Source organism: Mesorhizobium sp. WSM4310, from assembly GCF_007003935.1.
Classification (GTDB): domain Bacteria; phylum Pseudomonadota; class Alphaproteobacteria; order Rhizobiales; family Rhizobiaceae; genus Mesorhizobium.
The window spans coordinates 1-24,396 of the sequence record NZ_VFTA01000007.1 but is presented as its reverse complement, the minus strand read 5'-3'; the positions used below and the strand labels follow the sequence as shown (position 1 = coordinate 24,396).

At 63.2% G+C, this 24,396-nt stretch carries 21 protein-coding genes and 1 pseudogene; 12 read left to right on the top strand and 10 right to left on the bottom strand.

Annotated features, from left to right (window positions below; translation table 11 throughout):
- Positions 1–15: 15 nt before the first annotated feature.
- Together FJV80_RS10120 and FJV80_RS10115 are read right to left on the bottom strand one after the other, a co-directional pair.
- Positions 16–669: a hypothetical protein gene (locus tag FJV80_RS10120; protein ID WP_095772768.1), complete on the bottom strand. Its 654-nt coding sequence runs from the start codon at positions 667–669 to the stop codon at positions 16–18.
- On the bottom strand, positions 666–965 hold the full coding sequence (locus tag FJV80_RS10115; RefSeq protein ID WP_142876281.1) for a DUF3572 domain-containing protein: 300 nt from the start codon (positions 963–965) through the stop codon (positions 666–668). Before FJV80_RS10115 ends, FJV80_RS10120 begins: the two co-directional genes overlap by 4 nt.
- A 247-nt stretch (positions 966–1,212) precedes the next feature.
- On the opposite strand from FJV80_RS10115, the gene FJV80_RS10110 reads away from it, so the two are divergent.
- From FJV80_RS10110 to ugpC, 9 genes are all read left to right on the top strand, one after another.
- The gene (locus tag FJV80_RS10110; protein WP_006334976.1) at positions 1,213–1,584 is read left to right on the top strand and encodes a response regulator; all 372 of its coding nucleotides are present in this window, start codon (positions 1,213–1,215) and stop codon (positions 1,582–1,584) included.
- 33 nt (positions 1,585–1,617) lie between these two features.
- Complete coding sequence (locus FJV80_RS10105; RefSeq protein WP_095790083.1) at positions 1,618–2,991, top strand: PleD family two-component system response regulator; 1,374 nt, start codon at positions 1,618–1,620, stop codon at positions 2,989–2,991.
- 511 nt (positions 2,992–3,502) lie between these two features.
- Positions 3,503–4,969: an FAD-dependent monooxygenase gene (locus tag FJV80_RS10095; protein ID WP_142876280.1), complete on the top strand. Its 1,467-nt coding sequence runs from the start codon at positions 3,503–3,505 to the stop codon at positions 4,967–4,969.
- A 152-nt stretch (positions 4,970–5,121) separates the two neighbouring features.
- The gene (locus tag FJV80_RS10090; protein WP_095772765.1) at positions 5,122–5,856 is read left to right on the top strand and encodes a FadR/GntR family transcriptional regulator; all 735 of its coding nucleotides are present in this window, start codon (positions 5,122–5,124) and stop codon (positions 5,854–5,856) included.
- The gene (locus FJV80_RS10085) at positions 5,853–7,040 is read left to right on the top strand and encodes a PLP-dependent transferase (protein WP_095790086.1); all 1,188 of its coding nucleotides are present in this window, start codon (positions 5,853–5,855) and stop codon (positions 7,038–7,040) included. The genes FJV80_RS10090 and FJV80_RS10085 overlap by 4 nt, the downstream gene beginning before the upstream one ends.
- A gap of 29 nt (positions 7,041–7,069) precedes the next feature.
- On the top strand, positions 7,070–8,347 hold the full coding sequence (locus FJV80_RS10080) for a sugar ABC transporter substrate-binding protein (RefSeq protein WP_142876279.1): 1,278 nt from the start codon (positions 7,070–7,072) through the stop codon (positions 8,345–8,347).
- A 209-nt stretch (positions 8,348–8,556) separates the two neighbouring features.
- The gene (locus FJV80_RS10075; protein WP_095772763.1) at positions 8,557–9,480 is read left to right on the top strand and encodes a sugar ABC transporter permease; all 924 of its coding nucleotides are present in this window, start codon (positions 8,557–8,559) and stop codon (positions 9,478–9,480) included.
- A complete protein-coding gene (locus FJV80_RS10070) occupies positions 9,480–10,328 on the top strand; it encodes a carbohydrate ABC transporter permease (RefSeq protein WP_142876278.1) in 849 nt (282 codons plus the stop codon). Before FJV80_RS10075 ends, FJV80_RS10070 begins: the two co-directional genes overlap by 1 nt.
- 4 nt (positions 10,329–10,332) lie before the next feature.
- The gene (gene ugpC / locus FJV80_RS10065; RefSeq protein ID WP_142876277.1) at positions 10,333–11,400 is read left to right on the top strand and encodes a sn-glycerol-3-phosphate ABC transporter ATP-binding protein UgpC; all 1,068 of its coding nucleotides are present in this window, start codon (positions 10,333–10,335) and stop codon (positions 11,398–11,400) included.
- Between the two features lie 592 nt (positions 11,401–11,992).
- On the opposite strand, the gene rpmG is transcribed toward ugpC, so the two are convergent.
- The 8 genes from rpmG to FJV80_RS10020 form a co-directional block, all read right to left on the bottom strand.
- Positions 11,993–12,160 (bottom strand): 50S ribosomal protein L33, encoded by a 168-nt coding sequence (gene rpmG, locus FJV80_RS10055; RefSeq protein ID WP_006201775.1) that lies wholly within the window; start codon positions 12,158–12,160, stop codon positions 11,993–11,995.
- A 152-nt stretch (positions 12,161–12,312) separates the two neighbouring features.
- Positions 12,313–12,771, bottom strand: coding sequence for a hypothetical protein (locus FJV80_RS10050; protein ID WP_095791031.1), 459 nt, complete (start codon positions 12,769–12,771; stop codon positions 12,313–12,315).
- 112 nt (positions 12,772–12,883) lie between these two features.
- A complete protein-coding gene (locus FJV80_RS10045) occupies positions 12,884–14,062 on the bottom strand; it encodes an MFS transporter (protein WP_095790089.1) in 1,179 nt (392 codons plus the stop codon).
- 78 nt (positions 14,063–14,140) lie between these two features.
- A complete protein-coding gene (locus FJV80_RS10040) occupies positions 14,141–14,881 on the bottom strand; it encodes an NUDIX hydrolase (protein ID WP_095772757.1) in 741 nt (246 codons plus the stop codon).
- A gap of 73 nt (positions 14,882–14,954) precedes the next feature.
- The gene (locus tag FJV80_RS10035) at positions 14,955–15,407 is read right to left on the bottom strand and encodes a DUF983 domain-containing protein (protein ID WP_095773079.1); all 453 of its coding nucleotides are present in this window, start codon (positions 15,405–15,407) and stop codon (positions 14,955–14,957) included.
- A complete protein-coding gene (gene rnr, locus FJV80_RS10030) occupies positions 15,407–17,713 on the bottom strand; it encodes a ribonuclease R (RefSeq protein WP_142876275.1) in 2,307 nt (768 codons plus the stop codon). The genes FJV80_RS10035 and rnr overlap by 1 nt, the downstream gene beginning before the upstream one ends.
- Before the next feature lie 6 nt (positions 17,714–17,719).
- A complete protein-coding gene (topA, locus tag FJV80_RS10025) occupies positions 17,720–20,341 on the bottom strand; it encodes a type I DNA topoisomerase (RefSeq protein ID WP_142876274.1) in 2,622 nt (873 codons plus the stop codon).
- Between the two features lie 368 nt (positions 20,342–20,709).
- On the bottom strand, positions 20,710–21,087 hold the full coding sequence (locus FJV80_RS10020) for a hypothetical protein (protein WP_095790092.1): 378 nt from the start codon (positions 21,085–21,087) through the stop codon (positions 20,710–20,712).
- Positions 21,088–21,264: 177 nt separating this feature from the next.
- Here FJV80_RS10020 and FJV80_RS10015 point away from each other — a divergent pair, with 177 nt between their 5' ends.
- From FJV80_RS10015 to FJV80_RS10005, 3 genes and pseudogenes are all read left to right on the top strand, one after another.
- Positions 21,265–22,011 carry a cytochrome c biogenesis CcdA family protein gene (locus FJV80_RS10015; RefSeq protein WP_095772753.1) on the top strand — a complete coding sequence of 249 codons (747 nt, stop codon included), beginning with the start codon at positions 21,265–21,267 and terminating at the stop codon, positions 22,009–22,011.
- A 158-nt stretch (positions 22,012–22,169) separates the two neighbouring features.
- A complete protein-coding gene (glmU, locus tag FJV80_RS10010; RefSeq protein WP_095790094.1) occupies positions 22,170–23,546 on the top strand; it encodes a bifunctional UDP-N-acetylglucosamine diphosphorylase/glucosamine-1-phosphate N-acetyltransferase GlmU in 1,377 nt (458 codons plus the stop codon).
- Between the two features lie 200 nt (positions 23,547–23,746).
- Positions 23,747–24,396 (top strand): annotated as a pseudogene (locus tag FJV80_RS10005) (glutamine--fructose-6-phosphate aminotransferase); the annotation flags it as partial.

Here is a 24,396-nt window from a genome sequence, read left to right as displayed (position 1 = left end):
ATTGCGTGTAACGTTTTAGAGCCCCAGCGCGCCGACGATCTTCGGCGCGGCTTCGTGCCAGTCCTGGACGACGATGACATCGTCCGGGACGGGCGGCAGGAACGCACGCAGCGAATTGTCCGCCATCAGGTGGAAAAGATTGGCGTCGGTGACCGATTCCCGCACCGACGCCAGATTGTGCGGCTGATCGTCGACGAAGGCCACCGGCCGGCCGCTCTTGCCGCGCAGCCTGGCCACTGCCGGTCCCTTGGCCATTTCGGTGGTCAGCAGCGGATAGTTCAGACCCAAGGCATCGAGATGCGCGCGGCGCACGGCACGATGCCGGTGCGGCATGGCCGTGAGCATTATGATTTCCGCGCGGTCGCCAAGCCTTGCCAAGGATTCCGCGGCGCCGTCGGTTATGCTTTGCCAATCGGCCTGCGCGTCAAAGAAATCACCCAGAAGTGCCGTGACTTCCGGCTGTTCGATCAGCCGGCCGCTGGCCGTTTCGGCAATGTTGCCGGTCAGCCGGAAGGACGCCAGCGTCAGCCCATAGCCGCGCGACTTCAAGAAATGCGGGAAGGGGCGGATGAATTCGAGCACGACATCGTCGACGTCGAGCACCAGCAGCGGCCGGTCGTCCGCTGACAGTTCCTCGATCTGGCGCGCGGTCTCGGGATCATCGCTCATATGGACCGCTCATGGTTGTCGTCGCCGAGCGGCAGTGCGCGCAACGCCTTGCCGACGGCGGCCGGCGGCGTGCCAGTTTCCTCGGCAAAGCGCATCAGGGTCGGCTCATGGGCAAGCATGAACTGCAGCACGCCGGCCAAAAAGCCGGGCTCGCCTGCGGCCTTGCGGATCGAATGCGCGTCTATTCCGGTGATCGCCAGAAAGCGCGGCAACAGCTCCGGATCAGAGGCGACGAAGCCCAACGCCTTCACGGCAATGGTTTCCGCCTCTTCGCGCATTGACGCCGCGTTTGCCATCACTACCTTCGGTACGTGGAATGAGTCTCTTCCGCAGTAATGGCAAGAGTTGCTTGCGGCAAGCCTTTACAGCGCCGCGCGCCGTTTGGACGCGCAGCGAGGCGAGGTGGAATTCGCGCTGCTTTGCAGCCCGGAGGTTTCCGTTTCGTCAATTATATTGCCGTATAGTGAAGCAGGGTTTGGTGCGTTCAACCGGGAGCGCATGACGGCCACCTTCGAGCGGAAGGACGGCCGGGACGGGATGTCGATGCCTAAGAAGGTCATGATCGTCGAGGACAATGAGCTCAACATGAAGCTCTTTCGGGACCTCATCGAAGCGAGCGGTTACGAGACAGTGCGCACCCGCAATGGTCTGGAGGCGCTCGACCTGGCACGTCAGCACAGGCCGGATCTCATCCTGATGGACATCCAGCTGCCCGAAGTGTCGGGGCTGGAAGTGACCAAATGGCTGAAGGAAGATGACGATCTGCACGTCATCCCGGTCATCGCCGTGACCGCCTTCGCCATGAAAGGCGACGAGGAGCGCATCCGCCAGGGCGGCTGCGAGGCCTATATTTCGAAGCCGATCTCGGTGCCGCGTTTCATCGAAACCATCAAATCTTACCTGGGCGATGCCTGATGTCCCTTTCCAGCCGAGCCGGAGCCTTGTGAAATGACCGCGCGGATCCTCGTCGTCGACGACATCCCTGCCAATGTGAGGCTGCTGGAGGTCCGGCTGCTGGCCGAATATTTCGAGGTGCTGACCGCCACCAACGGGCCTGACGCCATCGAGACCTGCGAGAACGGCAAGGTCGATGTCGTGCTGCTCGACGTGATGATGCCCGACATGGACGGGTTCGAGGTCTGCCGCCGGCTGAAGAGCGACCCCGCGACGTCGCACATCCCGGTGGTGATGATCACCGCGCTCGACCAGGTTTCCGACCGCGTGCGCGGGCTCGAGGCCGGCGCCGACGATTTCCTGACCAAGCCAGTCAACGATCTGCAACTGATGACGCGCGTCAAGAGCCTGGTCCGGTTGAAGTCTCTCACCGACGAGCTCAGGCTGCGTGCCTCGACGACGCGCAACATCGGCATCGAGGAGCTGCTCAGCCGCAATTTCGCGTCCGAGGACACGACGCCGAAGGTGCTGTTGATCGACGAGCGCAAATCGTCGGTCGAGCGCATCCAGAAAATGCTGCGCGACCGCGCCGATCTCGATGTCATCGGCGACCCGCATGCCGGGTTCTTTCAAGCCGCCGAGACGTCCTATGAATGCGTGATGATCTCGACGGCCTTCGCCGATTTCGATCCGTTGCGGCTCTGCTCGCAATTGCGCTCGCTCGACCGCACCCGTTTCGTGCCGATCATCCTTTTGGCCGAGGAGGGCGAGGAGGAGCGTATCATCCGCGGCCTCGAGCTCGGCATCAACGACTATCTGATGCGGCCGATCGACCAGCAGGAGCTGACGGCGCGGCTGCGCACCCAGGTGCGCCGCAAGCGCTACAACGACCAATTGCGCGCCAGTGTCACCCAGACCATCGAGATGGCGGTGACCGACGGTCTGACCGGGCTGCACAACCGCCGCTATCTCGACAGCCATCTGCAGACGCTGTTCGACCGCGCCGTGGCGCGGCGCCGGCCGCTGTCGGTGATGATCACCGATCTCGACCGTTTCAAGTCGATCAATGATGCGTATGGCCATGATGGCGGCGACGAGGTGCTGCGGGAATTCGCGCGGCGGCTGCGCAAGAATGTCAGGGGTATCGACCTTGCCTGCCGGTTCGGCGGCGAGGAGTTCGTCGTGGTGATGCCGGACACCGATGGCGCCGTGGCAGAGAAAGTGGCCGAACGCATCCGCGCCGAAATCGCCCAGAAGCCGTTCGCCATTGGCGCCGACGGCAAGACGATCGAGGTCACCGTCAGCGTCGGCGTGTCGTCGGTGCTGAAGGGCGTGGACACGGTGGCGGCACTGATGAAGCGCGCGGATCTCGCGCTCTATGAAGCCAAGAGCGGCGGCCGCAACCGCGTCGTAGCCAAGGCGGCGTAGGCGCCCGCGACCGATTCCACGGTCAATCCAATAAGGTTAGCTATTTACCTTAATCCAAGCGATTCGCGAGCCTTGGTTAAGAAATTGTTGATTTTCATAAGCTCTTGCGCAAATGTGAAGGCCAAGACGAAGCCGGCACGAGGGTAGTCAACCGGCTCGATCCCTGAAATACCCCATGATGCTCAGGTCCGCCGCATCTCCTGGGTCCGTGGGGTCGGCCGGCCGGCGCTGGCACATAGTGGCCTCCTCGTACCGCTGCCAAACGCCGACCGGCCCCCTTCCTCCAAACAGAACATCAGAACTTCGTGCCAAGGCACGAAGTTCTCTGATTTTTTTGCCTGTGAGCAATCAGGGCTCCCGTCCTCGATCCACGGCCGTCGGCCGGCCAAGCGATCACGGCGGCAGAGTACCCCTTCCATTTCATACATATGGCGCACAAGGGGCTTGCGGCAAGACCCGTCTCCTCCCGTAAAAACCACGCGATCAGGCGCGAAAACGGGAGTAGCGATTAATGATTTCGGAGCATGCGGTGGCGATCGCCGGGGGCGGTCCGACAGGATTGATGCTGGCGGGGGAGCTCGCTTTGGCGGGCATCGACGTTGCCATTGTCGAGCGGCGCCCGACCCAGCAGCTGGTCGGGTTGCGCGCGGGCGGCCTGCACGCGCGCACCATCGAAGTTCTCGATCAGCGTGGAATTGCCGACCGGTTTCTCTCGCAAGGGCAAAGCTTCCCGACCGTCGGCTTCCACATGATCCGTTTGGATATCAGCGATTTTCCCAGCCGGCACAACTACCTGCTGGCGCTGCGGCAAAACCATATCGAACGGATATTGGCCGACTGGATCGACGAGTTGGGGGTGCCGATCTATCGCGGACAGGACGTCACCGGTTTCGCGCAGGATGATGGCGGCGTCGACGTGGAGCTGTCCGGAGGCCAACGGTTGCGGGCACAATACCTCGTTGGCTGCGACGGCGGGCGCAGCACGATCCGCAAGGCGGCGGGTATCGAGTTCCCCGGCTGGGATCCGACGATAAGCTGGATGATCGCCGAGGTCGAAATGTCCAGTGAGCCGGCACTGGGCTTTCGCAGCGACGCCTACGGAATTCATGCGATAGGCAAGATCGAAGACAGCGACCGGCTGGGTGTCGTTCTGACCGAGAGACAATTGACCATCGGCGGCGAACCGACGCTGCAAGATCTCCGTGAGGCGCTTGCTGCAGTCTATGGCACCGATTACGGGATCCACAGTCCGACCTGGATCTCGCGCTTTACCGACATGACACGGCAGGCCGCCGCCTACCGGGACAGACGTGTCCTGCTGGCCGGCGACGCCGCGCACATCCATCCGCCGATGGGCGGGCAGGGCCTCAACATCGGCGTGCAGGACGCGGTCAATCTGGGGTGGAAGCTGGCCCAGGTGGTCAAGCGGACCTCACCGGAAAGCCTTCTCGACAGTTATCACGCCGAGCGTCATCCGATCGCCGCTCGCGTGCTGCGCAACGCGAAGGCACAGGTTGCGCTTCGCCGTATGGATGCCAGCACCAAGGCGTTGAACGACATCTTTACCGAACTGCTTGGCATGGATGAGCCGCGCAAACGGATCGCGGGGGAGATGTCCGGTCTGGGTGTACATTACGATCTCGGCGAGGGACATCCACTGCTTGGGCGGCGGATGCCCGACCTCGACCTGGCCACCGCCAACGGTCCGGTGCGGGTCTTCAGTCTGCTGCATGACGCCCAACCGGTGCTTCTCAACCTCGCTGAGCCAGGCGGACTGGACATTGCGCCCTGGGCGGATCACGTCCGGCAGATGGAGGCTGGATATGACGGCCCCTGGGATCTGCCGGTTCTCGGGACGGTGGCCGCACCGGCCGCCGTGCTGATCCGGCCCGATGGCTATGTCGCCTGGGTTGGGGTCGGAACCCAACAGGGGCTGGCTGAGGCGCTGACCACCTGGTTCGGACCGCCCGCCGGCTAGCGCATAGATGGAGTCGGGTCCACGCGATGTCTTGAAGCGCATCGCGTGGCAGCTTGCGATAAGGCAAAGCCGACAGTCCTCCTGACAATTGGTTGACAGGAAGTTTCATCTGTGCAGAAATTGGTTGGACCATTGGACCACTTGGAGGATTTGTGGACCAGAACAGCCTGCCACCCATTCAGACGACGGCGCGCGATGACGCCGTGCTGAAGGCGTTGGTGGGTTTTGTTCGCGCCGAGGCCTTGCAGCCCGGCGACCGGCTTCCGACCGAACGCATCCTGGCCGAGCGGCTGAAGGTCAGCCGCAACACGGTGCGCGAGGCGCTGACGCGGTGGGAGGGGCTTGGCCTGGTCGAGCGCCGGCAAGGCAGCGGCACCTATCTCAAGGCGGCTGTTTCGCCCGACATGCTGCACATGCCGCTGACGCTGGCAGGCGGCAACGACTTCACCAGCCTGATGCATACGCTTGAAATTCGCCGCGCGCTGGAAGCGGAGGCGGCGGCCCTTTGCGCCGAACGCGCCAGCCCCGCGGACATTGCCGAAATCATGCGCAAGCTCGACATCATGGAGCAGGCCTTCCGCACCCGCGACGGCATGTCGTCGGAAGAGGACTGGGAGTTCCACCAGGCGATCTACCGGGTCTCCGGCAATCCGCTGTTCGAGCAGATCATCGCCGCCATGCACGAGCTGTTCCATCGCTTCTGGGAGCATCCGCTGGGCGTGCGCGATTTCGGCCACGCCAGCTTTCCCTATCACCGCACCATCTACGAATGCATTGCCGCACGCGACCCGCAAGGCGCCCGTGCCGAGGCGCTCAAGCTGATCGCCACCGTCGAGGACGATCTCAAGCGCGGTGCTGCGAAACTCAAACTTTCGAGCCAGACATGAACGAGCATCCGACCGGTTTCGATCACGATTATCTTGCTGAGGCGGCGACATTGCTGGCGCATGACGAGCCGTTTCCCGGCGGCGCGGTGGTGCCGCCGATCTATCAGACCTCGCTGTTCACTTTCGCCAGCTATGCCGAAATGGCCGATACATTTGCCGGCAAACGAAAGCAGCCGATCTATTCGCGCGGCGACAATCCGACCGTGATGGAGTTCGAAGCGCGCGTCGCCGCGCTCGAGGGCGCCGAGGCCGCACGCGGCTTCTCCAGCGGCATGGCGGCGATCAGCGCCACCGTACTTGCCTTCGTTGGGGCGGGCGAGCGCATTGTCGCCGTGCGCAACTGCTATGGCGATGCCTACCGGCTGTTCGAACGGTTGTTGCCGCGGCTCAACATCAAGGTCGACTATGTCGACGGCTCCGATCCGGATGCGGTCGCGGCGGCACTTCCCGGCGCCAAGCTGCTCTACCTGGAAAGCCCGACCTCGATGATGTTCGAACTCCAGGACATCGCGCATTTGACCCGGCTGGCGAAAGAGCAGGGCATCGTCACCACGATCGACAATTCCTGGGCAACGCCGGTGTTCCAGAAGCCGATCTCGCATGGCGTCGACCTGGTTTTGCATTCGGCCTCGAAATATCTCGGCGGCCACAGCGACACAGTCGCCGGCGTGGTGGCGGGCTCGGCCGCCCATATCAGGCATATCAACGAGCAGACCTATTCTTATCTCGGCGGCAAGCTGTCGCCATTCGAGGCCTGGCTGCTGCTGCGCGGCCTGCGCACGCTGCCGCTGCGCCTGCCGCACCACATGAAGAGTGGCCTCACCATCGCCGAACGGCTGAAGGCGCATGCCCATGTCGAGCGCGTCAACCATCCAGCCTATTCGAACCATCCCGGCAAGGCGACACTGGCCGGCTATGCCGGCCTGTTCTCCTTCGAGGTCACGGACGATATCGACATCCCGGTCTTCGTCGACGCGCTGAAATATTTCCGCATCGGCGTCAGCTGGGGCGGGCATGAAAGTCTGGTCGTGCCGGCCAAGGCGTCGCTGGAGCAGACGCCGGGACTGAATTCGATGGCGCGCTTCGGCGTCAGCCCCCGAACCATCCGCTTCAATGTCGGATTGGAAAGTGTCGAAGACCTCTGGGCCGACGTCGCCCAGGCCTTCGAAAAAGCCAGAAAATAACAAGCGGGTTCAAAATGGGAGTCTTGAACATGAAAAAACTGACCGTCATGCTTGCCACCGTTGCGGGGCTGGCAATTTCCGCCGGGAGCGCGCTGGCCGATTCGACCCTGAAGATGGTCGAAGTCATCACCAGCCCGCCGCGCACCGAATTCCTGAAAAAGCAGATCGCCGAGTTCGAGGCCGCCAATGCCGGCGTCAAGGTCGAGCTGATCTCACTACCCTGGGGCCAGGCCTTCGAAAAGTTCCTGACCATGGTGCAGGCAGGCGACACGCCCGACGTGGTCGAGATGCCGGAACGCTGGATGGGCCTCTATGCCAACAATGCCCAGCTCGAGGATCTCGGTCCCTACATGGCCAAATGGGATGACGCCAAGACGCTCGGCGAGCGCGCCAAGCAGTTCGGCTCGACGGTCAACAACACCCAGTTCATGATCCCGTACGGCTACTATGTGAACGCGCTGTTCTGGAACAAGAAGCTGTTCAAGCAGGCCGGCCTCGACGGCCCGCCGGCGACGCTCGACGAGTTCGTCGCCGACTCCAAGAAGATCTCCGCCATTCCGGGCAAATACGGCTACTGCCTGCGCGGCGGACCGGGCGCCTTCAACGGCATGCACATGTTCATGAACATCGCCCAGGGCAAGGGCGGATACTTCAACGAGGACGGCACCTCGACCATCAACGAGGAGGGCTCGGTCAAGGGCCTGCAGATGCTGGCCGACATGTACAAGGACGGCTTGGCGCCGAAGGACGCGGTGAGCTGGGGCTTCAATGAGACCGTCACCGGTTTCTATTCCGGCACCTGCGCCATGCTCAACCAGGATCCGGACGCGCTGCTCGGCATCGCCGACAAGATGAGCGCCGACGACTTCGCCGTGGCGCCGCTGCCGGTTGGCCCGAGCGGCAAGTCCTATCCGACGCTCGGCTATGCCGGCTGGGCGATGTTCGCGAACTCGCAGCACAAGGACGATGCCTGGAAGCTGATGGCGACGCTGCTCTCGCCCAAGGACAATCTCGAATGGGCCAAGGAAGTCGGCGTGGTGCCGATCCACAACGGCGCGGACCAGGATCCGCATTTCAAGACCGAGCAGTTCAAGGGCTGGTTCACGGAGCTCAGCGACACCTCCAAATATGAAATGGTGACTCCGCCGACGCATCTGGAAAACCTCGGCAATTTCGTCGACCAGGTGGCGATCAAGAACTTCCAGGAAGTGCTGCTTGGCCAGAAGACCGCCAAGGACGTCGCCGACCAGTGGGCCGCTTTCCTGACCAAGGAACAGCAGGACTGGCTGGCGAAGAACAAGAAGTAGTCTTTCTTCCCTTCTCCCCGTTCACGGGGAGAAGGTGTCACGAAGTGACGGATGAGGGGCGGCGCCAAGTTTTGAGAAGCCAGCGCCGCCCTCATCTGCCTGCCCGTCCTCCGCAGCTTCGGAGGGTTGACCTGCATCTTCTCCCCGTCGAACGGGTGAAGGACGCTGTTTTGCCTTCCGGCACCATCCTCCACCGTAGAGCCAAATCGATGACCTACGCCGTGTCCGAAATCCGATCCGCCAGCAAGCCGCGACGAAAGCGGCTGTCGCACGCCGCCATCGAGCCCTGGCTCTATCTCAGCCCGGCGATCATCCTGCTGGTCGTGGTGCTTTTGGTGCCGCTGGTCATCGGCATCAGCTACTCCTTCCGCAAATTCTCGGCGTTCAAGTCGGAATATGTCGGGCTTGGCCAGTATCAGGCGATGCTGTCGGACCAGGTGCTGGGCCAGGCGCTGGTCAACACGCTGTGGTGGACGGTTGCCAGCCTGTTCTTCCAATTCTTCCTCGGCCTTGGCCTGGCGCTGCTGCTAGACAAGCCGTTCCGCGGCCGCAAGGCGGTGCAGGCGCTGGTGTTCCTGCCCTGGGCGGTGCCATCCTTCCTGTCGGGCCTGACCTGGGCCTGGCTGTTCAATCCGATCATCGGGCCACTGCCGCACTGGTTGTTCGCGCTTGGGCTGAAGGCGGAACCGACCAATGTGCTCTCCGATCCTGCCACGGCGATGTGGGGGCCGATCGTCGCCAATGTCTGGTTCGGCATTCCGTTCTTCGCCATCACGCTGCTGGCGGCGCTGAAGTCCATTCCGTCGGAACTGCACGAGGCTGCGGCGATCGACGGCGCTTCGCCCTGGCAGCGCTTCACCAAGGTGACGCTGCCGTTCCTGGCGCCGACGATTGCCATCACGGTGATGCTGCGCACCATCTGGATCGCCACCTTCGCCGACCTGATCTTCGTCATGACCGAGGGCGGACCGGCCGGCTCGACCAACACGGTACCGGTCTACATCTATGTCAGCGCCTTCAAGTCGCTGGACAAGGGCTATGCCTCGGCGGTGGCCGTGCTGCTGCTTGTGTTGCTGATCGCCTATGCCATCGCGCTGATCGGCATACGCCGCTCCCTGGTGAGGCACGTCTGATGATCGCGGGACGCTCAACCTCACAACGGTTCTTCGGCGGCGTCGGCCTCTACGCGGCGATCGCGGCCTATGTGGTCTTCGCCTTGTTCCCCATCTACTGGACGCTGAAGATCTCGGTGACGCCGGAACGGCTGCTCTATTCCGAAGGCATCACCTTCTGGCCATCGCGCATGACGCTGCAGAACTTCGTCACCGTGCTCGAGGCCACCGATTTCCCGCGCTACTTCCTCAACAGCGTCATCGTCTCGGTGTCGACGGCGGCCTTGGTCACGATCATCGCCACGCTTGCCGGCTACGCCATGTCGCGCTTCACCTTTCGCGGCAAGGCGGCGCTGGCCTTGATGCTGCTTTTGACCCAGACGTTTCCGCTGGTCATGGTCATTCCGCCAATCTACCACGTCATGGGGCAGATCGGCCTGATCAACAGCCTGACGGGGCTGATCATCATCTACACCGCCTTCAACACCGCTTTCGCCACCTTCCTGATGCAGTCCTTCTTCGATGGCATCCCGAAGGATCTGGAGGAAGCGGCGATGATCGACGGCTGCACCCGTGCGCAGGCGATGCGCAAGGTGATCGTGCCGCTGACACTGCCGGGCATGGGCGCGACGCTCGGCTTTGTCTTCACCGCCGCCTGGAGCGAACTCCTGTTCGCCCTGATGCTGATCTCCAGCGACGACCAGAAGACTTTCGCCGTCGGCCTGCTCACCTTCATCGGCAAGTTCGCCGTCGACTGGGGGCAGATGATGGCGGCGTCCATCCTTGCGCTGATCCCGGTCTGCATCTTCTTCGCCTTCCTGCAACGCTATCTCGTCACCGGCCTGACCGCCGGCGCCGTCAAAGGATAGATCGATGGCCTCTGTTACGCTCGAAAAAGTCCGTAAGGATTATGGCGCCGTCCGCGTCCTGCACGCGGTCGATCTTGAAATCGCCGATGGCGAGTTCGTCGTCCTGGTCGGGCCGTCCGGCTGCGGCAAGTCGACGCTTTTGCGCATGATCGCCGGACTGGAGGAGGCTTCAGGCGGCGAGATCCGTATCGGCGAGCGGCTGGTCAATGATGTGGCGCCCAAAGACCGCGACATCGCCATGGTGTTCCAGTCTTACGCGCTCTACCCGCACATGGACGTGTCGAAGAACATGGGCTTCAGCCTGCTCCTGAAGAAGGCGCAGAAGTCCATGATCGATGCAAGGGTGGATGGCGCGGCCAAGCGGCTCGGGCTCGACACATTCCTGCAACGCTTGCCACGGCAATTGTCGGGCGGCCAACGCCAGCGCGTCGCCATGGGCCGCGCCATCGTGCGCGATCCCAAGGTTTTTCTCTTCGACGAGCCGCTGTCCAACCTCGACGCCAAGCTGCGCGTGCATATGCGTGCCGAGATCAAGGCGCTGCACCAGCAGTTGAAGACCACCTCGGTCTATGTCACCCACGACCAGATCGAAGCGATGACCATGGCCGACCGGATCGTCGTCATGCATGACGGGCTGATCCAGCAGGTTGGTGCGCCGCTCGATCTCTATGACCGGCCGGCCAACATGTTCGTTGCCGGCTTCATCGGCTCACCGGGAATGAATTTCCTGCCGGCAACCGTGGAGAAGGCCGGAAAGGTGGACGCGGTGCTTTCCGATGGCCAGAAGCCGCGGCTGCCGGATGGCTTGCCGCTGAAGGACGGCGACGCGATCACCATCGGCCTGCGGCCTGAACATATAAGGCTGGCCGATGACGGCGCGCTGCAGGGTGAGGTGGTGGTGGTGGAGCCGCTCGGGCTTTCGACGCAGTTCTACGTCAAACTGGCCAACCAGCAGCTCTGCGTCTTTGCCATGGGGCGGGCCGGCGTGAGGCCCGGCGACACCGTGCGGCTGGCGGCCGATCCTGCGGCGCTGCATCTGTTCGATCCGAAAAGCGGCGATCGCATCGGCTGAAAGAGATTTCGGGCGGGGCCGAGGGAACCCAACTCGCAGCCTCAGCAGGCGCTGCGCTGCAATTGCCAGGGAGGTACACCGCTTCACCAGATTTACGAGGCTCCCTCGCTCCGAAAGGAGAAGCGGGTCTTTCGTGCCCAAGGCCCGCACCGTGCGGGCTATTTGTTGGGCTACCTCGGCGGCCGACTTTTCGGGAAAGGCACGACCGTCAGCGGCGACTTCTGAAATTCCGCAGCCGCTATTTCTTCGATCATTAGATCCAGCCTGGCCCGTATGCTTTGGCTTGTTTCGTCCTTGCCGCACAGGCGGTTTTGTGCGCATTCCAACAGCTCGCGCGCCGCTGCAAAGTCGCTTTGCATCGCAACACCCACTAGCCAACCCAACGCCGCATCGTCCTTCCACTTAGTTTAGAGATTGCTAATAGAAAAATCGGCAATTTAAGGAATAGCGGCTCGTGGTTTAGCCATATTGGCTACCCGACGCGTTATGCTGGCCGCTATGCCGTCCATCGCCTGTCTTAACGAAAACAATGACTTAGAAACAAAAACGCCGCCCGATGGGCGGCGCTTTTGTTTGCAAGGGCAAAACCAGATTACTTGATCTTGGTTTCCTTGAATTCGACGTGCTTCTTGGCGACCGGGTCGTACTTGCGGAACGACAGCTTGTCGGTCTTGGTACGGCTGTTCTTGCTGGTCACGTAGAAGAAACCAGTGTCGGCGGTCGACAGAAGCTTGATCTTGATGTTTGCGGCTTTGGCCATGGTATCAGTCCGTTTGTTCGTGGGGTTTTGGCCGCTGGAGCACGGGAAAACACCCGGACGCGGGAAACTTGGCGCGACACATAAAGAACGTGCCTGGAAAGTCAAGCCCGGCGGAGCTTCTCCGCCCCACCGGAACTGCCCATGGCCTCAAATCATGCGGTTTCTGTCTCCGGCGCCGCAATCTTTTTCCAGTCCCCGGTGGTGTTCCACCAGCGATTCGGATTGGCACGGTCGTCCAGCCCCTTGGAGCGGCTGGCGAGGATCGGCTGGATGCGGATCACCGGCTCCTGGTAGGAATGGGCCTGGAAAATCGCCTCGACGACACGGCTGGCCAAAGCCTGGTCATCAGGCAATTCGAAGGAAACCTCGACCGTGCCCGGGCGGCGGCGCAATTCGGTCTCGGCGCCGGCTGCGGCCCCCTCAAGCGGCCTGTAGCGCTCGATGCCGTGCGCCGACTGATAGGCGTTGCGGTCATATTTGCCCATCGCCAGCGGGGCGATCGCAACCACCGCGTCCATGATGCGGTCGACATCCGCCGCCGGGGCCTGGAAGGTCACGAGCAGCAGAAGCGTCATTCTCAGGGATGTGGTTTCAAAGCCGCTGTCTATCATGGGAGTGTCCTCAACTTCCGATGTTTGGGGACACTCTTTTACCGCGCTGCTGCTGACATGGTTCTGTCAGCAGCCTGCCGCGTACGCGAACAGAATCGCTGTCCCGGTCGCGCTACAAAAGGATCTTGCGCACCAGCCTGAAGCAGACCAGGGCGATATAGGCGCCGAAGAACAGGCCGAGCGACCAGCCGAAGCCGGAAGGCCCGAAGCTGTCCATGCCGATGCCGATCGCCTGCGGACCAAGCACCATGCCGACGCCGTAGCACAGCACGAAGGCCGCGTTGGCCGACGCCAGTTCGTGGCCGGAGAGCTGCGAACCGAGATGGGCGAGGCCGATCGTGTACATGGCCGCGACGACACCGCCCCAGACGAACAGAAGCGCTGCCATCAAGTGCCAGTTCGCGGCAAAGAAGGGCATGAACAGCGTACCGGCAAGGCCAACCGTGGCGCAGGCGAGCAGCAGATGGCGCCGGTCCGAAACGCGGTCGCTGATCATGCCGATCGGAATCTGCAGGAGCACATTGCCCAGCCCGATCATGGTCAGCAGCAATGCGGCGTCGGCTTCGGAATAGCCGATGCGGTTGCCATAGACCGGGAACAGCGCGAAGCCGCCTGTTTCGACCGCGCCGAACACCAGCACGGCAAAAGTCGCGGTCGGCACCAGCCAGACGTAGCGCAGGAAATTGCTGGTTTCGCCATCGGCCACGATGGAGGGGCTTTCGTTGCGCGCGGCCAGCACCGGTACGGCGGCCAGCGTCACCAATCCAATGATTACGCCGAACGGCCTGAAGCCGGAGCTGCCGAGATGGGCGAACAGCCAGGGGCCGGCGGCAAACCCGAGCGAAAGGACGGTGGCGTAGATGCCAAGGACAAGGCCGCGCCGGTGCGGCGGCGCCGACGTGCTGATCCAGAATTCCGACAGGATGAACAACACCGTCAACGCGACATGCAGCACGATGCGCAGCGGGAACCACATCCAGAAATTGGGTGCGAAATGGAAGCCGACGAAGGCCAGCGCGCCGGTGGCGATCATGGCGATCATGGTCCAGGCGACGCCAAAGCGCATGGCGAGCGGCGTCGCCAGCGGCGCACCGGCGATCGAGGCCAGGCCGGCGACGGCGGTGTTGAGGCCGATCATCGAAGCCGAGTGGCCGCGCGTTTCGAGGATGACGCTGAGCAGTGGCATGCCGAGGCCAATGGCGATGCCGACGACGCTGATCGACGAGATCGCCGCCACCATCGGCAGCCAGTGTACGCGTTCGTCGCCCTTTGGTTGGGTATCGACCGTCATGGGATGCTGAATACTCTGTCTCGTTGATCTTGCGCAATTCCGGGCGGAAAACCGCGTCACCCTCTTCCCGGAATTGCTCTACAAAAGTTCGCGGGTGAAGCTGTTGCGGACAAGCCGGTAGAAGGGCACGGGGCCGCCCGGACGCAGCAGCGGATCTTGGGCGAGGCGTTTTTCCAGCTCGTCCAGGATCATTCGGGTGATGTCGGGTATGTCGGCTTCCCTGGCCTTGGCAAGCGGCAGCCAGACCAGTTCCTCGAGTTCATTGGTCGGGCCGCCGCCCGGCAGTTCAACGGCGACGTCGCTGCGCCAGGCGCTGAAGAAACGCGTGTCGAAGCGGCGCACCCGGTTGGGCGGAGTGATGGCGCGCGCGATGAAGCGCAGCGTTTCGAGCGAAGGCTTTACGCCGTGTTCGACAAAACCTTGCCAGTCACGCTTGTCGGTGGCAAAGGCGGCCCTCTCGCCGATGAGCAGACCGGCTTCCTCATAGGTCTCGCGAATTGCCGACAGAGCGACAGCGCGGGCCCGCGCGGCACTGGTGCGGCCGGGACCCGCACGCAGCTTCGCTTCCTCGTCGCGATGCAATGCCGTGGCCGTCGCGATGCGGCTGTCGGCCGGGTCGGTACGGCCACCGGGAAACACGAATTTTCCGGGCATGAAGGCGTGGCCGGCGTGACGGCGCCCCATCAGCACCAGCACCTCATCGCCCTCGCGGTCGAGAAGAATCAGCGTCGCGGCGTCACGCGGACGCAGGGGCCGGCCGCCATGTGCGGCAAGACCCTTGTCGAGCTTGTCGACATCCGCCTTGGTCATTGCTTCCATGCGCAGGGACCTAGCGGAAACTTCTTGCATGCGAAAGTGGCCTTAGCGATTGGCGTGTTGCGCCAGCGGCGCATCAGGCGCCGTGGGGGGAGCCCGCCCCATCCTTTTCGCCACCGAATCCGTGCATATAGAACGCCCATTGCAGTCCGATGACGGCGCCTTTGACAGGCTGCAGCAGCGCAACCGACAAGATGATGGTCAACGGCACCCAGATGAGGATGTGCTGCCAGGTGGACAGCGTCGATGCCGCTTCGACGCCCATGAAGGCGCCGAGAACGATGTGGCCGACGATGACGATGACCAGATAGGCCGGCAGGTCGTCGGCGCGATGGTGATGGATTTCCTCGCCACAGACGCTGCAGGTCTCGACAGTCTTGGTGAAGCCGCGAAACAGCTTGCCTTCGCCGCAGTTCGGGCAGCGGCCCAAAAGGCCGCGCTTCATCGCCGTCCACAAGGGGCGGGCGACCCGACCCGTGTGATGTTCGCCGCCGAAAACCTGTTCTTGTATCCCTAATTCCTCTGGCATCATCGTCTCCTGCCGCGCGAACCCGGTCGCGATTGCGACGCACGGGCGCGGCCCTTAGCCTTGTGAAACGACCTGGTAGAGCCTGGCAGGGGCTTCGGGTCGGTCAGCATTTCGAAGCGCATGGCGCCGGCCATCGGTGCCACCTCGACGAGCCGGACCTCGACATGGTCCGCGAGCTGGTAGCCTTTGCCTGAGCGTTCTCCGAAGAGCGAGCGAGCCGTTTCGTCGTATATATAGTAATCGCCGCCCAGAGTTGACACGGGGATGAAGCCATCGGCACCATATTGCGGCAATTGGACAAATAGTCCTGATTTGGTGACGCCGGAGATTCGGGCGTCGAACCGGTCGTCGATGCGCTCGGCGAGATAGGCTGCAATCAGCCGGTCGACCGTGTCGCGCTCGGCCGCCATGGCACGCCGTTCCGTGCCGGAGATCAGGATCGCAACGTCTTCGAGCCGGGCTGCTTCGTCCTGCGTCAGTCCTCCCTGACCGAGGCCGAGTGCGGCAATAAGCCCACGATGCACGATCAAATCGGCATAGCGGCGGATGGGCGAGGTGAAATGCGCGTAGCGCCTGAGGTTGAGGCCGAAATGGCCGATATTCCCGGGCGAATATTCAGCCTGGCTCTGCGAGCGCAGCACCACTTCGTTGACCAGTGCCTCATTGTCGGCGCCGCGCACGCGCTCGAGAATGCCGTTGAACTGGCTGGGTCGCATCTGCGCGCCGCGCGCCAGCGACAGGCCGAGCGTCTGCAGGAATTCGCGCAGCGATTCCTGTTTGGCGAGCGACGGCGCGTCGTGCACGCGGTAGACCAGCGCCTGCTTCTTCGCCTCCAGCGTCTCGGCGGCGGCGACATTGGCCTGGATCATGAATTCTTCAATGAGCTTATGGGCATCGAGGCGTTCCGGCACGATGACACGGTCGACCGTGCCATCCGGCTTGAGCATGATCTTGCGCTCCGGCAGGTCGAGTTCGAGCGGCTGGCGGCCGGCGCGACCTTGCTTGAGGATCGCATAGGCATCCCAGAGCGGCTTCAGCACCGTGTCGAGGATCGGGCCGGTCTTGTCGTCGGGCACTCCGTCGATCGCCGCCTGCGCCTGCGGATAGGCGAGCTTCGCCGCCGATTTCATCATCACGCGATGGAAGGAGTGGCGGATCTTGTGGCCATCGGCGGAGAAGGTCATGCGCACGGCCAGCGCCGGGCGATCCTGGCCCTCGCGCAGCGAGCAGAGATCATTGGAAATACGCTCGGGCAGCATCGGCACGACGCGATCCGGAAAATAGACCGAATTGCCGCGCTTCAAGGCTTCGCGGTCCAGCGCGGTGCCGTAGCGGACATAGGCGGCAACATCGGCGATCGCCACCGTGGCGATCACGCCGCCAGGGTTCTTTTCGTCGAGATCAGGCGTCGCAAAGACAGCGTCATCATGGTCCTTGGCGTCGGCCGGATCGATGGTGACCAGTGGCAGGTCGCGCCAGTCCTCGCGGCGGTCAAGCGTCGCCGGCTTGACGGCTTTGGATTCGGCGATGACATCGGCCGGAAAGATGTGCGGGATGTCGTGGGCGTGAATGGCGATCATCGAGACCGCTTTTTCGCTGGTCAGCGAGCCCAGCACATTGAGCACCTTGGCTCTCGGTAGCCCGTAGCGGGAAGCCCGCGCGGGCTCGACCTCGACGAGGTCGCCATTCTTGGCGCCGTTCTGGAATTCCTTGTCGACGATCAACTCCGGCTGGCGCCGTTCCACCGGCTCGATGCGGAAGGTGCCGTCCTTTAGCACGCGGAAGACGCCGAGGACGGCATCTGTACGTTTCTCAAAAATCTTCATCACCCGGCCGGTATAGGCGGGGCCTGACGGATCATCGGTCGGGAAGGTCTTGGCCAGGACGCGGTCTCCAATGCCCGGCGCCGGACCGTTGCCGCTGCGCGAAACGCGGATCGAGACGACAGGTGGCTCCCCGATGCCTACGGACTCCGCCGGATGCGCCAGCAAAATGCCGTCGCCGTCACGGCCAAAAATGTCGAGCACGGCGACATGGGGCAGGGCGCCGACGCGGGCCAGCCGCCTGCGCTCCTTGGTGAGCACGCCTTCATCCTGCAGGTCGCGCAAAATATCCTTCAGCCAGATGCGGTCGTCACCACGCAGCGCGAAGGCCTTGGCGATGTCGCGCTTTCCGGCACGGTCGGGATTTTCGGCGATATAGCGCAGGATTTCGTCGCGCGAGGGCCGGTAGTCGTCCTTGACCTTGGCCCTGGTGTCGGCGGTGCGCGGATCGCCGTGGCTCCGTCCGGTGATCCTGCGCGCCACGCCGTCCTACCCTTTTTTCTTCGCTGCCGGCTTCTTGGCCGCGGTCTTCTTGGCTGCCGGCGCTTTGGCCGCGGCAGCCTTGCGGAACGGCTTCTTGCCGCCGCCGCCCTTGGCTTCCTTCTCGGCGATCAGCGCCAGCGCATCCTCGATGGTCACCGATTGCGGATCCTTGCCCTTGGGCAGCGTGGCATTGACCTTGCCGAAATTGACGTAAGGCCCGTATTTGCCGTCGCGCACGACGATCTTGCCGCCGCCATCCGGATGGTCGCCAAGCTCCTTCAGGGCCGCCGGCGTGCCGCCATTGCGGCCGCCCTTGCCCTTCGACTGCTTCTCGGCAATCACCGTGACGGCGCGGTTGAGGCCGATCGAGAAGACATCCTCGATGCTGTCGAGATTGGCGTAGGTGCCATCATGCAGCACGAACGGGCCGTAGCGGCCGAGCCCGGCCGAGATCATCTTGGACGTCTCGGGATGCTTGCCGATATCGCGCGGCAGCGCCAGCAACGCCAATGCTTTCTCATGGTCGATGGTCTCGGGCGTCCAACCCTTGGGCAGGCTCGAGCGCTTGGCTTCCTTGCCGTCGCCGCGCTGGAGGTAGGGACCGAAGCGGCCCGAGCGCAGGGTGATTTCCTCCGCCGTGTAGGGGTCCTTGCCGAGCACCTTGATGCCGTCCTCGGCGCCGCCATTCTCGCCATTCGGATTGGCGGCGTCGCCGAGCTGGCGGGTGAAGGAACATTCGGGATAGTTCGAGCAGCCGACGAAGGCGCCGAACTTGCCGAGCTTCAGCGAGAGGTTGCCGGTGCCGCATTTCGGGCAGATGCGCGGGTTGGAGCCGTCTTCGCGCGCCGGGAAGACCAGCGGCGCCAGTTCCTCGTTCAGCGCATCGAGGACGTCGGTGACACGCAGCTCCTTGATGTCGGCGACCGCGCCCGAAAAATCCTTCCAGAAGTCGCGCAGCACGTCCTTCCAGGCGAGCTTGCCGTCGGAAATCTCGTCGAGCTTTTCCTCCAGCGATGCGGTGAAGTCATATTCGACATAGCGCTCGAAGAAGCTTTCGAGGAAAGCTGACAACAGACGGCCCTTGGCCTGCGGCACCAGCCGGCGCTTGTCGATCGTGACATAGTCGCGGTCCTCAAGCGTCTTCAGGATTGCCGTATAGGTCGAAGGCCGGCCGATGCCGAGCTCTTCCAGCTTCTTGATCAGCGTGGCTTCGGAATAGCGCGGCGGCGGCTCGGTCGTGTGCTGGGTGGCGTTGATTGCCTGGCGGGCAAGCTGCTCGCCGGCGCGGATTTCCGGCAGACGGCGGTTTTCCTCGTCCTCCGCGTCATCGTCCTTCTGATCGGTGTAGGCGGCGATGAAGCCGTCGAAGCGAACGACCGAACCGACCGCGCGAAGCTCGGCGCTGCGGGCGCCGTTCACCCCCTCGATCTCGACGGTGGTGCGCTCGATCTCGGCCGGCTGCATCTGGCTGGCGATGGCGCGCTTCCAGATCAGCTCATAAAGCCGCATCTGGTCGGAATCGAGATATTGCCGAACCGAGGCCGGGGTGCGCATGAAATCCGTCGGGCGGATCGCTTCGTGCGCTTCCTGGGCATTCTTGGCCTTGGTCGTGTAGAAACGCGGCTTTTCCGGCAGGTATTTCGGGCCGAATTCCTTGGCGATGGCCTCACGGGCAGCGTCGATCGCCTCGGGCGCCATCTGAACGCCGTCGGTTCGCATATAGGTGATCAGGCCGGCGGTCTCGCCGCCGATCTCCATGCCTTCATAGAGCCGTTGCGCCACCTGCATGGTGCGGGTGGCGGAGAAACCGAGGCCCGATGAAGCGGCCTGCTGCAGCGTCGAGGTGGTGAAGGGCGGGCCTGGATTACGCTTGGTCGGCTTGGCTTCCACCGACAATGCCTTGAAGGTCGCGCCCTCGAGCATTGCCTTGATGTCGTCGGCCTGCGCCTTGTTGGCAATGTCGAGCTTTTGCAGCTTCTTGCGCTCGAAGGCGGTCAGCCGCGCCTCGAAAGTCTCGTTGCGTGGCGTGCCGAGGATGGCGGCGATCTGCCAATATTCCTCGCGGATGAAGCGTTCGATCTCGGATTCACGGTCGCAGACCAGGCGCAGCGCCACGGACTGGACGCGGCCGGCCGAGCGGGCGCCGGGCAATTTGCGCCACAGCACCGGCGACAGCGTGAAGCCGACGAGATAGTCCAGCGCCCGGCGGGCAAGATAGGCATCGACCAGCGGCGCGTCGATCTGGCGCGGATTGGCCATGGCCTCCAGCACCGACGATTTGGTGATGGCGTTGAAGACGACGCGGCTGACCGGCTTGTCCTTCAGCGCACGCTTCTGCCTCAGAACTTCCAGCACATGCCAGGAAATGGCCTCGCCTTCGCGATCCGGGTCGGTGGCGAGGATCAGGCCGTCGGCATCCTTGACCGCCTTGGCGATGTCGGCGAGCCGCTTGCCCGAGGCGGTGTCGACCGCCCAGGACATGGCGAAGTCTTCATCCGGGCGCACCGAGCCGTCCTTGGCCGGCAAATCGCGGACATGGCCGAACGAGGCCAGAACCTTGTAGTTCTTGCCGAGGTATTTGTTGATTGTCTTCGCCTTGGCCGGCGATTCGACGACGACGACGTCCATGAGGTCTCATATCAGCTGTGATGCGGCAGAAGAATTCCGCTGCGCGCGACGAAATCTCGTTCTATTTGCCGCTCACATGGCCGCGCTTTTGCATCCGGTCAAGGGGAAGCGCCCAAATTGCGGGGCTGTTCGCAGCAATACACTCTTAGAGTGTATGGAGAAAATCACAGATTTTGGCCTGGAGGGATGACGTCGCTTGCTCGGGGCGAACGGCCCGATTCATTTTTCGCCGAGTCGCGGAGAAGGCGGCTTGCGTACGATGCCGGGACGACGAGGGGAAAGGCCGCCTGACGCTGGCCGCCGGCCCGCATGGAGGATGCCCGGCGACCAGCCTTGTCCCGCCGTCAGGGGGGCGATTGTATCGAGGATCAATCGGCTTTCAGCATGTGCCAGACGCCGGCGACACCGTCACCGTTCACATCGCCGGCCTTCTTGTCCTTGATGAAGGTGTAGACCGGCTTGCCGTCATAGGCCCACATCTTGGTGCCGTCGGTGCGGTCGATGACGCTCCATTCGTCGTCCGCCTTGGCGCCGGCCGCGGCCTTCAGCGCCGGCCAGTTGGCGGCGCATTTGTCGTAGCAATTGGTCTTGCCCTTCTCATCCTTGTCATAGGTATAGAGCGTCATGCCCTTGGCGTCGGTGTAGATCTTGGTGCCGTTGACCTCGGCTTTCTTCCACGCGTCGGCGGCGAAGGATGCGGCGGTGCTGAGAAGCAGCGCGGCCAGCCCTATGGTCATGGTTTTCATGGAAATCTCCCTGGCTGATATTGGAGAGGCGCGGGAAATCGCGGCCTCTTTGATATCAACGTCCCATGCCGCCGCTTTCGTCCCCATGTCGGTATGCCGCTGACGTTCCACATAATGGTGATTGGCAGACAGGCCTGGCCGTCGCTATATCCGCCCGGGAGCAGTTGGAGTTTTGGAATGGCATTGGACATCGGCTATGTCAGCGCCGTCGGGGCGGGAGCCATCTCGTTCCTGTCGCCTTGCGTGCTGCCGCTGGTGCCGCCCTATCTCTGCTACATGGCAGGCGTGTCGGTCGACGATTTTCGCGGCGATGCGGGCGTGACAGCCCGCGAAGGCACGCGCGGCGCGCTGCTCTATTCCTCGATCGCCTTCGTGCTCGGCTTCTCGACGGTGTTCGTCGCGCTCGGCGCCGGCGCCTCGACCATCGGCCGGTTGCTGCGCGTCTGGCAGGAGCCGCTGGCGATGGGCGCCGGCGTGCTGATCATCCTGATGGGCCTGAATTTTCTCGGCATACTGCGTATTCCGCTTCTGTCGCGCGAGGCGCGCTTCCAGTCGCAAGGCAAGCCGGCCAACGCTATCGCCGCCTATGTCATGGGGCTCGCCTTCGCCTTCGGCTGGACGCCCTGTATCGGCCCGGTGCTGGGGCCGATCCTGACGCTGGCCGGCGGCCGCGAAACCGTAGGCGAGGGCGCGCTGCTGCTCGCCGCCTATTCGCTAGGGCTGGGCATCCCCTTCCTGATCGCCGCGCTGTTTTCCGGCGCCTTCATGCGCTTCCTCGGCAAATTCCGCGTCCATCTCGGCCGCGTCGAAAAGGCGATCGGCGCGCTGCTGGTGGTCGCCGGCGTGTTTTTCCTCACCGGCGGCGTGCAGACCGTGTCCTACTGGCTGCTGGAGAATTTCCCGGTGCTGGGCCGGCTGGGGTAGATCGCCACTGCCGCTATTGCTGTTAGGATCGAGCTGTGGGGTAGCTGATCAAGAGTCAGCTGCTCCGCCACCTCACCGGAATTTAACCGCATTGGTGCAGCATGGCGCCACTGCTATCCTGTCTTGATTCCCAACCCTTTTCACACGGTTGCCCATCCATGAGCCAGAGATCCTGCCTGTCCGTCATTCTCGCCGCCGGCGAAGGCACGCGCATGAAGAGCGCGCTGCCGAAGGTGCTGCACCAGATCGCAGGCCTGCCGATGGTCGCCCATGTGGTGAAGGCGGCCGACGCCGCCGGTGCCAGCAGCGATGCGATCGTCATCGGCCATGGCGCGGAAGAGATGCGCAAGGCGGTGGCGAAGTTCTCGCCCAAGGCCGAAACCTTCGTGCAGGAAGAACGCCTGGGTACGGCGCACGCCGTTCTTGCCGCACGTGAAGCGATATCAAGGGGTTATGACGACATCCTGGTGATGTTCGGCGACACGCCGCTGATCGATGCGGAAGCGCTGAACCTGGCTCGGCTGAAGCTCGCCGAAGGCGCGGCCGTCGCGGTGATCGGCTTCCGAACGCCCAATCCAAACGGCTATGGCCGGCTGGTCGAAAAAGGCGGCAAGCTGATCGCCATCCGCGAGGAAAAGGACTGTTCCGAGGCGGAAAAGAAGATCGGCTTCTGCAATGCCGGCATGATGGCGGTGGCCGGCGCCCATGCGCTGAAGCTGCTCGACGCGGTCGGCAACAAGAATGCCAAGGGCGAGTATTATCTCACCGACATCGTCGAGATCGCGGGCGCGCAAGGCCTTGATGTCGTCGCCACCGAGGCCAGCTTCGAGAATGCGCTCGGCATCAACAACCGCGCCGAACTGGCCCAGGCCGAAGGCATCTGGCAGGCACGCCGCCGCCAGGAGGCGATGCTGTCGGGCGTGACGCTGATCGCGCCGGAGACGGTGTATTTCTCGCACGACACCGAGATCGGCGCCGACACCATCGTCGAGCCGAATGTCTGGTTCGGCCCGGGCGTGAAGATCGCCGGCGGCGCCAAGATCCATGCCTTCAGCCATATCGAAGGCGCGACCATTGCCGCGAACTGCGATGTCGGTCCGTTCGCGCGGTTGCGGCCGGGGGCCGATCTTCGGAACAAGGCAAAGGTCGGCAATTTCTGCGAGGTCAAGCAGGCTGTCATCGAGGAGGGCGCCAAGGTCAACCATTTGACCTACATCGGCGATGCCCGTGTCGGCGCGGGGGCCAATATCGGCGCCGGCACCATCACCTGCAATTATGACGGCTATTCGAAATTCTTCACCGACATCGGCGAGGGCGCCTTTGTCGGTTCGAACTCCTCGCTGGTGGCGCCCGTATCGATCGGCAAGGGTGGCTACATCGCCTCCGGCAGCGTGATCACCGAAAGCGTGCCCGACGATGCGCTGGCCTTCGGCCGCGCCCGCCAGAAGACGATCCCCGGCAAGGGCAAGGAATTGCGCGAGCGCTTTGCCTCGGCCGCGGCGGCGAAGAAGAAAGCGGCTGGCGCCGATCACTAGCGGTCAGCCAGCGGGTTTACTTCCCGCCGAAGCAATCGAAAAACCGACCAATTGCAGTAACCGGATTGCAACAGCGGTCTGTCATGGTGCATGGGTGCACAACCGTCCGTTACACCGGGCGAAATGCAATGTGACTTTCGCGGCGGGCCGGCCATCCCTAAGTATCGCTGGTTTTCCATGGGGAATCGGGGGCTATCTGCATGTGCGGTATCGTTGGAATCGTCGGCCACTCGCAGGTTGCGCCGCTCATCGTCGATGCACTGAAGCGGCTGGAATATCGCGGCTATGACTCGGCCGGCGTCGCCACCATCGAGCATGGCGAGCTCGCCCGCCGCCGCGCCGAAGGCAAGCTGATCAACCTCGAACGCCGGCTCAAGGACGAGCCGCTCGACGGCACGATCGGCATCGGCCACACACGCTGGGCCACCCATGGCGTGCCCAACGAGACCAACGCGCATCCGCATTTTTCCGACGGCGTCGCTATCGTCCACAACGGCATCATCGAGAATTTTGCCGAGCTGCGCGACGAGCTGGTGCGCGACGGCTATGCCTTCTCCTCGCAGACCGACACCGAGGTCGTGGCGCATCTGGTGGCGCGGGAACTGGCCAAGGGGCTGAAGCCGGTCGAAGCCGCGCACCAGGCGCTGAAGCGGCTGGAAGGCGCCTTTGCGCTGGCCATCATGTTCAAGGGCGACGAGGACCTGATCGTCGGCGCCCGCAACGGCCCGCCGCTGGCCGTCGGCCATGGCGACGGCGAGATGTTCCTGGGCTCGGACGCCATCGCGCTGGCGCCGTTCACCAATTCGATCACCTATCTCGAGGATGGCGACTGGGCGGTGGTGCGCCGCGA